We start from the raw sequence: 10,532 nt of genomic DNA, 5'->3' as shown, positions 1-10,532 counted from the left end.
CGTGGCGCCCCACCCGGCGCCGTTGGAGGGAGTGACCATGGCCGACGACCCCGGTTTCCAGGACGCGCCGATCGAGCACGGCGCCACGGAGGCGACCCGCACCGAGCAGATCCGCGGGATCCTCGAGCAGGTCCGCGAGGACGTGCGGCTGGGACACGCGCACGACGAGGCCGAGCTGCTGCGCCAGCGGCTCAGCGAGGCCGGCATCGCCGTCGGTGAGGACGAGCTCGAGCAGTTCTCCGACCGCTGAGCCCGGGCCTCAGGCGGCCGTGGCCTCGCCCGAGCCCGCGGCGAGCCGCGCCGCGAGCCACTCGGCCTGGCGCTGCCAGTGCACGCCCTGCCCGCCCTCGTGCTCGTTGAACGCGTACTCGACGACCTCGGCCCCGACCGCGTGGTGGTTCGCCATCGCAAAGACGGTCGACGGCGGGCAGATCGGGTCCATGAGCGCGACCGAGACGAACGCCGGCGCCGTGGCGCGCTTGGCGAAGTTCACGCCGTCGAAGTACGACAGCGTGCGGAACGCGGTGGGCGCCGCATCGCGGTGCACCGAGAGGAACCGCACGATCTCGTTGTAGGGGTCGCGGTCGGTCAGGCCCACGGCCCGCTCGAACTGGCAGAGGAACGGCACGTCGGGCATCGCGCCGACGAGCCCGTCGACCAGGCCGGCCGCCGCGAGCGCGATGCCGCCGCCCTGCGATCCGCCGGCGACCGCGACGCGCGACGCGTCGACCACGTCGAGCGAGCGCACCGCGTCGATCGCGAGCACGGCGTCGGTGAACACGCGCCGGTAGTAGTACTCGGCGGGGTCGTGGATGCCGCGGGTCATGAAGCCGGGGAACGAGGGCCCCGTCCCGTGCGGGTCGGGCGTGCCGCCGCCCGTGCCCCACGCGCTGCCCTGGCCGCGCGTGTCCATGAAGAAGTACGCGTACCCGGCGGCGGCCCATCCGAGCCGCTCGTGCGGCAGGCCGCGGCCGCCGCCGTACCCGTTGAACTCGACGACCGCGGGCAGCGGACCGGTCGCGCCGGCCGGCACGAGGAACCAGCCCTTGACCGGGTCGCCCGCGTAGCCCGAGAACTCGACGTCGAACACGTCGACGAGCGCGAGCGGCGAGTCGACGCGCGTCAGCCGCGGCGGCTCGGCGAGCGCACGCGACTCGGCCAGCGTGGACGCCCAGAACTCGTCGAAGTCGTCGGGCTCGGCGACCTCGGGCCGGTAGGTCCGGAGCTCATCGGCGGGCAGGTCGAATCGCGGCACGCGCGTCTCCTCTCGTGGGGCGGCGGGTCCTCGTAGTGTGCCGCATCCCGGGGGTGCGCCGCGCGCGCGTCGTCACCATCGGTCTCATCGGGCGCCGATCGCGTCGAGCTCGTGGTGACCCTCGTTGAGGAACACGTTGATGCCGCGCACGTCGCCCAGCATGGCCGCGCACTCGGCGCTGAGCGTCGTGAGGTCGATCGCGACGGCCTCGGCACCCGTGCGCGGGTCCTGGACCCATCCGGTCTGCCCGGTCTCGCACCACGTCCACGACGAGCCGAGCTGCAGCGCCGCCTTCGCGTCGAAGCCCGTGGTCGCGGGGACGTCGAGCAGCAGCGCCGTGCGACCCGTGAGGTCGAGCGAGCCCGACGAGCTCACCCAGTCGCCGCCCGGGCCGGCGTCGACCACGAGCCGCCCGTCGCGGCCGACGGCGGTGCCGGGGTCGGACTCCCAGCTCGCGACGGCCCACCCGTCGGCACCCGACGCGAAGTCGAACAGCACCACGGGGTCGACAGGCCGCGGCACGGCGTCGAACGCGAAGAGGTATCGCGCGAACTGGTCGCGCTTGACCGGTGCGTCGACGCCGAAGCGCGTCCCCGACGCGGGGGCGATCACGCCCTGCTCGACGACCCACGCCACGGCGTCGGCGGCGCTCGAGCTCGCGGGGACGTCGGCGAAGGCCGCCGGCGCGGCGGGCTCGGGCGCGCCCGCGAGGCGCCAGAGCCGCTCGGCGAGCGCCGCGCGCGTGAGCTCGTCGGGCAGGTCGGTCTCCGCGCCCGGCAGGTACGCGCGCAGCGCCGCCTCGGCCTCGTCGGCACCCATGGCGCGGTTCGGGTGGAAGCGGCCCTTCGCGTCGCCGAGGTCGACGACCTCGTCGTGCAGCCACGCGATGGCGGCGTAGTCGGGGTCGCTGCGCGGCACGTCCGCGTACACCGGCGGCGGGGGCGTGCCCGGCACCGCGCGGAGGCCGTCGAGCACGAGCGAGCCCGAGGTCGCGCCGCCGTCGGCCGCGTTGACGTACACGTTGAACTGCGAGATCTTCGCGCGCGTGGCCTCGTCGAGGCGCCGGTCGGCGTGCGCGGTGTCCCACGGCGCGGGACGCCAGTCGGCGAACGGGATCGTGGCGAGGTACGGCTCGTCGCCCGCGAGCGACGGGTACGCCTCGAACGCGACGCCGTCGGCGATGACCTGGAGGACGAGCCGGTTGCCCGACGCATCCGGATCCACCCAGGCCTCGAAGTCCCAGAACGGCGACCAGTCGCCGGCGACCTGCCGGCCGACGCCCGTGTACGACTGGGTCGCGAACGAGTAGTCGAACCGCAGCGCCTGGTCGCCGTCGCCCACCGCCGCCCCGTCGGCCGAGCGCGCGAGCCCGATCGTGTTGGCGTTGAACTGCACGTACTCGCTGCGCAGCGCCGTGTCGTCGCCGTAGCCCTCGAAGTCGTCGACCACCCCGGCGGGCAATTCGGGCCGCGGGCCCACGACGACCGAGACCGGGACGGAGTACGCGACCGAGCCTCCCCCGACGACCTCGAGCGTCAGCGATCGCGTCGAGTTGTCGAGCTCCTCGGGCGCGAGCTCCCACGTGCCGGTCCACCAGAGTCCGCCGTCGGCGGGCGCGGTCAGCTCGACCGCGGTGCCCGCGTCGTCGACGATCAGGGTGGCGCGCTCGGCGCCCGGCACGTCGACGGTCGCGCGCAGCGTCACGGGGCTCGCCGCGACGCGCGACCCGTCGGCCGGGCTCGCGAGGTGCACGACCGGGCGCGCGGCGACGGGCTCGGTCACGCGGTCGAATGCGCCCTCGACCTCGGGGGCGAAGACGGTCATCGGGTCGTCGTGGAACGCGAGGAAGTCGGGCAGCATCTCACCGTCGACGGGCGTGTAGGGCGACGTGGTGCCGCCGAAGTTCGCCCACGTCAGCATGTAGGCCATCCGCGACGCCGCCGGGTCGCTCGTGATCGCGTCGAGGACGTCGGTGTACCACTCGAGGTTGCTGTTCGAGCCGTCGGGCTGCACACCGCCCGTGATGCCGAACTCGGTGAGGGCGCTGATCTTGCCGCGCTCGTCGGCGAGGCCCGCGACCATGCCGAGGTCGTCGACGAGCCCGGCGAGGAAGGTCGGCGAGGCCGACGCGTCGTACACGTCGAAGCCGAGCACGTCGATGAAGTCGTCGCCTGGATACGTGCGCAGGTACTGCTCGGCGCTGCCGCCGAAGCCGCCGCCGGGCGAGAACGCGTAGAGGAGGTTGTGCACGTCCTTCACGTCGCGGAGGTACTCGACCGTGAAGCGGAACAGCTCGGCGTACTCGCCCGGGCTGCCGAACGAGGCGCCCCACCAGAACCACGAGCCCGCGTTCTCGTGCCACGGCCGGAACACGATCGGGATCGCGTTCCCGTCGTCGTCGACGGCGCTGTGGGCAGTCAGCGCGACGAGGTCGAGGTAGGCGACGAGGTCGTCATGGTGCGATCCGCCCGGCAACACGGCGCGCAATGTGTCGCCGGTGGTGTCGTAGAAGCTGTCGCCCGTGACGACGTTCTCCATGTGCATGCTCAGCGTGCTGATGGCGCCGTGCGAGGTCGCCTCCCGGATGCCGTCGGCGAGCAGCAGCGCGTTCTCCTCGCGCGTGTTCTCGGGCAGCCCGGGTCGCTCGCGGCCCTCGATCGTGAGGGTGTCGAACCCGAATACGGCCGGGTAGTCGCCCGTCGCCGCGAGCACGTCGGCCGCGACCCCGTCGCGCTCCGCGAACGACTCGCCGTAGTCGGTCGCGTGCTGGTGGCCGAACAGGATCCCCTGCCCGCGGACGTCGCGGAGGTACGCGAAGAGGCTCCGCGTCTCGGGGGTGGCGTCGGCGTCGACGAGGTCGACGCTCGACGACGTGGGCTCGACCGGCGCGGCGCGCAGGGGCGACGCGGCGACCGGGGCGGAGGCGAGCGCGGTCGCCGCGAGCGTCGCGAACGCGGCGACGGTCGTGACGAGCGCGCGGCGGAGGCGTGTCGTGGTGCGATTCATCGAATCCCCTTCGTCGGGTGTGGGCTGGTGCTAGGTCGTGAGCGCGGCCGGCACGCGGGCCGAGCCCACGCGCGCGGTCGAGACGTGCGCCGCGAGCGCGCTGCCGGGTGCCACGTCGGGCAGCGCGGCGGCGCCGTCGAGCGGGTGGGCCTCCCCGATGCGCACCTCGGCCGCGGGCAGTGCCTCGAGCACGGCGTCGGCGAACGCGCGAGCGAGTCCGGCCGCCCCGAACGCGCCGCCGATGCCGCGCACCCGCGGGAGCGCGCCATCCGCCTCGCCCACGCGCCGGAGACCCGCGACGATCGAGCTCGCGAGCTCGCGCCCGCCGCGCGCGAGGATCTCGCGGGCGACCGCGTCGCCCGCGTCGGCCGCGGCCGAGACCGCGCGCGCGTACGCGGCGATCCGGCCGACCCGCTCGGGGTCGCCCTGCAGCTCGATGTAGGCGCGTTCCAGGTCGGCGAACTCCGCGCGGACGACGTCGGTCAGCGTGGTCGGCGCGCCGCGCCCGTCGTGCGCGCGCATCACGGCGTCGAGCGCGGCGCGGCCGATCCAGAAGCCGCTGCCGGCGTCGCCGACCAGGTAGCCCCAGCCGTCCACGCGGGCGACCTCGGTGCGGCCCACGGCGAGCGTGACCACGCCGGTGCCCGACGCGACGACCGCGCCGCGCTCGTCGCCGAGCGCGCCGAGGAACGCCGTGATGGAGTCGTGCGCGAGGTGCACCGCGCGCACGCCGTGCCGCGAGGCGACCGCGAGCAGGTGCGCAGCCTCGGCGTCGCCCGAGACGAGCCCCGAGACGCCGAGTCCCACGGTGTCGAACCGGCGGCCGGCGTCGAGCGCGCGCTCGAGCACGCCGGTCAGCTGCGGCAGCAGCGGCAGGTCGGTGCGGATGCCGGGCTCGGCCCACTCCCCGATCGCACCGCCGGCGACGTGGCGCACCTTGATCCCGGTCTGGCCCGCGTCGATCGCGAGTCGCCCGGCCGTCGCGCTCACGCGCCCACCCGTGCTCGGAACCCGGATGCCACGTACGCCCCGGCGGGCTTGCCGTAGACGCAGTAGTCGTCGTTCGACGCGGCATCGGCCTCGTCGTAGAGCACGGGAGGCCAGTCCCAGAGCACGAACCCGCGCATCCAGGACCGGGCGTCGCACGCGGCGAACATCGCCTCGTAGTAGCGCAGCTGCTCGGCGCCCGACGGGTCGCCGGGCCGGGCCCAGTCGTTCGGCCGGTCGGCCGAGCCGGTGCGCGAGGGGCAGCCGGCCTCCATGAAGACGAACGGCTTCCCGGATGCCGCGACGACGGCCTCGATGCGGTCGAGCTCGGCCTCCCACCGGTCGATCGGGTAGTAGCCGCTCGAGCTGATCACGTCGACCGCGTCCCACCAGCCGAGGCGGTCCTCCTGGTACTTGTCGCAGTTGTAGGTGACGAGGCCCGAGTAGACCTCGCGCACGTCGGCGACGAGCGCGCGCCAGTCGGCCTCGCGCGCGTCGGCGCGCACCATCTCGCAGCCGATGCAGAGCATCTCGCACCCCTCGGCCTCGGCGAGGCGGGCCGCGTGCAGGATGAACTCGCGGTACGACGCGAACCACTCGCCCCAGCTCGGCTCGCCGGGCACGTCCTGGTCGAAGAAGCCGATGTACGCGCGCCAGGTGCCGTCGGCCACGTTCACGACGGGCTTGAGGCAGACCCGCAGCCCGTGCGACCGGGCCTCGCGGATCGCCCACACGACCTCGTCGTCGGTGACGGTCGGCGCCTCGCGGAACGGCACCTCGGTCGACTGCGCCGTGGCCTGCACCGCGGCGTAGGCGATCGCCGTCCAGTTCACCGCGTGCTCGGCCATGCGCCGCATCGAGTCGACGGCCGCAGGGGTCGACCACGTGCCGCGCACGCCGGTCCATCCCCAGGTCATGCCCGCGACGTACGGGCCGAGTGCGTCCGAGACGGATGCCGCGTCGCGCGTCGCCGCGGGCGCGGTCACCTCGGCGCTCATCGCGCGACCAGCTCGTTCGCGGTGCGGACCACGCGCGCGCCGGCGAGCGCGGCCGCGTCGATCGGCGCGGCGTGCCGCACGTGGAACGTCGCGGACTCGCCGGGGAGCAGGGTCACGAGCCCGTCCTCGGTCGAGGCCGCGGGGTCGACCGTGTCGACGAGGAGCGCGAGGTCGCGCACGAGGGTGCGCGCGGTGACGCGCACCTCGGTGCCATCCGGGACCGCCGTGGTCTCGAGTTCGAGTTCGGCCGGTTCGAGTGCGGAATCGCGCGGCTCGGCGAAGAACCAGAGGCCCCGCTCGTCGCCCGCCGTCGCGGAGAGGAGCTCGGCCGCGACGTCGCCCGCGCGAGCAAGCTCGGCGTCGATCGGCACGGTGAGCCGGCCGCGCGCGGCGATCTCGAACGGCACGGCGTGCTCGGCGAGCACGGCGCCGTCGAAGCGCACGCGGCGCAGCGCGAGGTCGCCGGTCCAGGGCTCGTCGGTGTCGTTGCAGAGCACCGCCGCGAGCCCGTCGCCGCGCGGCTGCACGGTCACGACGCGGGGAGCGAACGCCGCGCGGATCGCGTGCCACAGCGGCTTCAGGCGCTCGTCGCCGTCGATCGCGGCCCACGACGTCACCGGCCAGCAGTCGTTGAGCTGCCACACCACGGCGCCCATCGTGTGCGGCGCCCACGAGCGGAAGTGCTCGAGCGCGAACCGCACGGCGTTCGCCTGGTTCAGCTGCATGGCCCAGTGCCACGTCTCCATGTCGCCGGGCACGCGGAAGTGCGGAAGCAGTCCGTTGGTGAGCTTGGCGTTGCCCTCCATGGCCTTCTGGTGCACGATCATGCCGGGCGACTCGGGCGTGAGCGGATTGTCGGAGACGGCACGCACGAGCGTCGACCACGCGGGCGGTCCCTGCCACCCGAACTCCGCGACGAACCGCGGCCGGTGCTCGCCGTAGGTCGTCCAGTCGCGGCGGTTCCACTGCTCCCAGAGGTGCATCGAGCCGTGGCGTTCGTCGTTGGGGTGCTCGCCGCCCGGGCTGAACGGGCTGCCGGGGGCGTACGGCACGGCGGGCGCGAGCTCCGCGACGAGTCGCGGGAGGAGGTCGTGGTAGTAGTACGCGCCCCAGGTCCGGCCGTCGAGGGCGACCTTCCAGCCCCAGTCCTCGTAGCCCCACAGGTTCTCGTTGTTGCCGGTCAGCAGCACCAGCGACGGATGCGACGACAGCCGCACGACCTGCTCGCGCGCCTCGGCCTCGATCTCGCCGCGCAGCGGCTCCTCCTCGGGGTACGCGGCGCACGCGAACAGGAAGTCCTGCCAGGTGAGCAGGCCGAGCTCGTCGCAGAGGTCGTAGAAGTCTTCGGACTCGTAGATGCCGCCGCCCCAGACGCGGACGAGGTTGAGGTTCGCGGCGACCGCCTGGCGCAGGCGCCGCTCGTACCGCGCGCGATCCACGCGCACGGGCAGCGCGTCGTCGGGGATCCAGTTCACGCCCTTCACGAAGATCGGGCGATCGTTCACGACCAGCGTGAACGGGGTGCCCTCGGCATCGGGCTCCGTGTCCCACCGCACGGTGCGGAAGCCGACGCGGCGGGTTGCGGCATCCGCCTCGCCCGCGTCGGCGCGCACGGCGAACCGCGCGTCGTACCGCGGCTGCGCGCCGTGCCCGACCGGCCACCACAGCTCCGCGCCCGGCACGTCGACGCCGACCCGGGCGCGGTCGGCGCCCTCGGGCACCTCGGCCTCGGCGCGCCGGCCGTCGATCTCGACCGACAGCACGAGGGCCGGCCCCGAGGCATCCGCCCGCTCGATCACGACCTCGGCGTCGAGTCGGCCGCCGCCGGCCTGCGGCGTCGCCGTCAGGCGCACCTCGGCGATGCGGGCGACCGACCACGACTCGAGCCGCGCCGGTCGCCAGATGCCGCTCGTGAAGGTCGCGATGCCCCAGTCCCAGCCGAAGTTGCACGCCGACTTGCGGATCGCCTCGTACGGCAGCGGGTAGGGCCGCGGCCGCGCGCCGAGCGCGAGGCTCTGCTCGTTGGCGTACGGCACCGGCGCGCGGAACGCGACCTCGAGCGTGTTCGCACCGTCGACGAGCACGTCGCGCACGTCGACGCGGAACGAGCGATGCTGGTTCGCCGACTCGAGCACCACGCGGCCGTTCAGCGTGACGCGCGCGACGGTGTCGAGCCCGTCGAACACCAGGTCGTGGCGCTCGTGCCCGTCGGGCCGCCAGTCGAAGGTCGTCGCGTACGTCCAGTCGACGCGGCCGATCCACGCGAGCAGCGCCTCGTGGTCGTCGAGGAACGGATCGGGGATCAGGCCGGCGGCCAGCAGGTCGGTGTGCACGCAGCCGGGCACCGCGGCCGGCACGACCGCCGCGGCGATCGGTTCGGGCGCAGGGCCGCCTGCGGCGCGCAGGGTCCAGCCCGCGTGGAGCTCGGTGCGGACGGGTTCGGATGTCATTACTTCACGGCTCCGGAGGTGAGGCCCTTGTAGATCCAGCGCTGCAGCAGCAGGAAGGCGATGAGGGTGGGGATGATGACGATGAGGGTGCCGGCCGAGATGATCTCCCACTGCGAGCCGAACGGGCCCTTGAAGCGGAACAGCGACGTGGAGATCAGGTCCTCCGACGGCAGGTAGAGGAAGGGGGAGTAGAACTCGTTGTAGATGGCGATGCCCTTGATGATCACGACGGTCGCGATCGCGGGCTTGAGGAGCGGCAGCACGACGCGCCAGTAGATCGTCCAGCGGTTCGCGCCGTCGATCATCGCGGCCTCGTCGAGCGAGACCGGGATCGACTGCATGAACTGGATGAACAGGTAGATCGCGATGATGTCGGTGCCCATGAAGAGCAGGATCAGCGCGGCCTTCGTGTCGTAGAGGCCGAGCCCGTTGATCACCTGGAACGTCGCCACCTGGCTCGTCACGCTCGGGATGAGCGTCGCGATCAGGAACAGCGCCATGACGAGCTTCTTGCCGCGGAACTCGAACCGGTCGAGCGCGTAGGCGGCCATGGTGCCGATGAAGATGGTGCCCGCGAGCGAGACCGCGAGCACGATCGCCGTGTTCACGAACCCCTGGAGCATCTCGCCGCTGTCGAACGCGATCGCGAAGTTCTCGAGGTTGAGCCAGTTCTCGGGCGGCGTGAGCGGCCCGGTCGCCCCGTACTCCTGCTTGGTCTTCAGGCTCGCGAAGAGCACCGTGACCAGCGGCAGCAGCGTGCACACCGCGGCGATCACGAGGCTCAGGTACTTGGCCGTCCTCGCCGAGATCGTGCGGGCGCGGATCGCCCCCAGCCGGGGGCCGGATGCAGTGGTCGTCACGTCAGGTCCACCTTCTCGTCGGGGAACAGCCGGCGCTGCAGCCAGGTGACGAGCAGCACGATGATGAGCAGCACGACCGCCATCGCCGAGGCGAGGCCGACCTGGCGGAAGTTGAACGCGGTCTGGATCGTCTGGATCACGAACGTGGACGTGCCGTTGGCGCCGCCCGTCATGATGAACGGGATCTCGAAGACGCTGAGCGACCCGGCGATCGCGAGGATGAATGACAGGCCGATGACGCGGCGGATGCCGGGGACCACGATCGCCCAGAACTGTTGCCAGCGGCTCGCGCCGTCGAGCTCGGCGGCCTCGTACAGCTCACCCGGGAGCGACTGGATCGCACCGAGGAACAGCACGAAGTTCATGCCCATGTAGCGCCACACGCTCGTGCCCGCGAGCGACCAGTTCGCGATGTCGGGGTCGCCGAGCCACTGCGGGGGGTCGGTCACGCCGAACCACGAGAGCACCGTGTCGAGCGTGCCGCCGGGCTGGAAGAGGTAGAGGAACACGAACCCGATCGCGACCCCGTTGATCAGGTACGGGAAGAACAGGATGCCGCGGAAGAGGTTCTGGAACCGCGTGCTGAAGCTGAGGATCGTCGCGAAGTACAGCGCGAGGCCCATCTGCACGAACGACGCCGCGAAGTAGTAGAGGCTGACGCCGAAGACCGAGAAGATCCGCGGGTCGGTGAAGACCTGCACGTAGTTGTCGAACCCGACGAGGTTCTTGGTCTGGTCGAGCCCGTCCCAGTCGGTGAAGCTGTAGTAGAACAGGTTCGCCGCGGGCCAGTACGTGAGCAGCAGGAGCAGCCCGACGGCCGCCGCGAGGAACAGGTACGGCGTGAGCCGCCCGGGGAACCGCCGTCGGAGACCGGCCCCGGAGGGGCGCCGCGCGGGGCGCCCCTCCGTTGCCGTGACGACGGCGACGGTGTCCGCTGCCGCGGGTCCCGATGCCGTGATCGCCATGATGGTGCCTT

At 72.9% G+C, this 10,532-nt stretch carries 8 protein-coding genes; 1 reads left to right on the top strand and 7 read right to left on the bottom strand.

The window, feature by feature from the left end:
• Positions 1–37 precede the first annotated feature (37 nt).
• Positions 38–250, top strand: coding sequence for a hypothetical protein (locus JOD46_RS02280; protein WP_204391348.1), 213 nt, complete (start codon positions 38–40; stop codon positions 248–250).
• A 9-nt stretch (positions 251–259) separates the two neighbouring features.
• Here JOD46_RS02280 and JOD46_RS02275 read toward each other — a convergent pair whose 3' ends face one another.
• From JOD46_RS02275 to JOD46_RS02245, 7 genes are all read right to left on the bottom strand, one after another.
• A complete protein-coding gene (locus JOD46_RS02275) occupies positions 260–1,255 on the bottom strand; it encodes an acetylxylan esterase (protein WP_204391346.1) in 996 nt (331 codons plus the stop codon).
• A gap of 84 nt (positions 1,256–1,339) precedes the next feature.
• Positions 1,340–4,261 carry a glycosyl hydrolase gene (locus tag JOD46_RS02270; RefSeq protein WP_204391344.1) on the bottom strand — a complete coding sequence of 974 codons (2,922 nt, stop codon included), beginning with the start codon at positions 4,259–4,261 and terminating at the stop codon, positions 1,340–1,342.
• Positions 4,262–4,291: 30 nt separating this feature from the next.
• Positions 4,292–5,251 carry a BadF/BadG/BcrA/BcrD ATPase family protein gene (locus JOD46_RS02265; RefSeq protein WP_204391342.1) on the bottom strand — a complete coding sequence of 320 codons (960 nt, stop codon included), beginning with the start codon at positions 5,249–5,251 and terminating at the stop codon, positions 4,292–4,294.
• Entirely contained in the window at positions 5,248–6,246 is a 999-nt protein-coding gene (locus tag JOD46_RS02260; protein WP_417281509.1) for a glycoside hydrolase family 113, read from the bottom strand. The genes JOD46_RS02265 and JOD46_RS02260 overlap by 4 nt, the downstream gene beginning before the upstream one ends.
• The gene (locus tag JOD46_RS02255; protein WP_204391341.1) at positions 6,243–8,696 is read right to left on the bottom strand and encodes a glycoside hydrolase family 2 protein; all 2,454 of its coding nucleotides are present in this window, start codon (positions 8,694–8,696) and stop codon (positions 6,243–6,245) included. The genes JOD46_RS02260 and JOD46_RS02255 overlap by 4 nt, the downstream gene beginning before the upstream one ends.
• A complete protein-coding gene (locus JOD46_RS02250; RefSeq protein WP_204391340.1) occupies positions 8,696–9,556 on the bottom strand; it encodes a carbohydrate ABC transporter permease in 861 nt (286 codons plus the stop codon). Before JOD46_RS02250 ends, JOD46_RS02255 begins: the two co-directional genes overlap by 1 nt.
• A complete protein-coding gene (locus JOD46_RS02245) occupies positions 9,553–10,521 on the bottom strand; it encodes a carbohydrate ABC transporter permease (RefSeq protein ID WP_204391339.1) in 969 nt (322 codons plus the stop codon). The genes JOD46_RS02250 and JOD46_RS02245 overlap by 4 nt, the downstream gene beginning before the upstream one ends.
• Positions 10,522–10,532: the final 11 nt, after the last annotated feature.

Origin of the sequence: Agromyces aurantiacus (genome assembly GCF_016907355.1) — a bacterium.
Lineage (GTDB): Bacteria > Actinomycetota > Actinomycetes > Actinomycetales > Microbacteriaceae > Agromyces > Agromyces aurantiacus.
The sequence above is the reverse complement of the archived record's forward strand: the minus strand, read 5'-3'. Positions and strand labels throughout refer to the sequence as shown.

Bases quoted from the DNA above. Each gene is read 5' to 3' on its own strand.
- JOD46_RS02260 (WP_417281509.1), bottom strand. From the start codon at position 6,246: ATGAGCGCCGAGGTGACCGCGCCCGCGGCGACGCGCGACGCGGCATCC.
- JOD46_RS02270 (WP_204391344.1), bottom strand. From the start codon at position 4,261: ATGAATCGCACCACGACACGCCTCCGCCGCGCGCTCGTCACGACCGTC.
- JOD46_RS02245 (WP_204391339.1), bottom strand. From the start codon at position 10,521: ATGGCGATCACGGCATCGGGACCCGCGGCAGCGGACACCGTCGCCGTC.
- JOD46_RS02255 (WP_204391341.1), bottom strand. From the start codon at position 8,696: ATGACATCCGAACCCGTCCGCACCGAGCTCCACGCGGGCTGGACCCTG.
- JOD46_RS02280 (WP_204391348.1), top strand. From the start codon at position 38: ATGGCCGACGACCCCGGTTTCCAGGACGCGCCGATCGAGCACGGCGCC.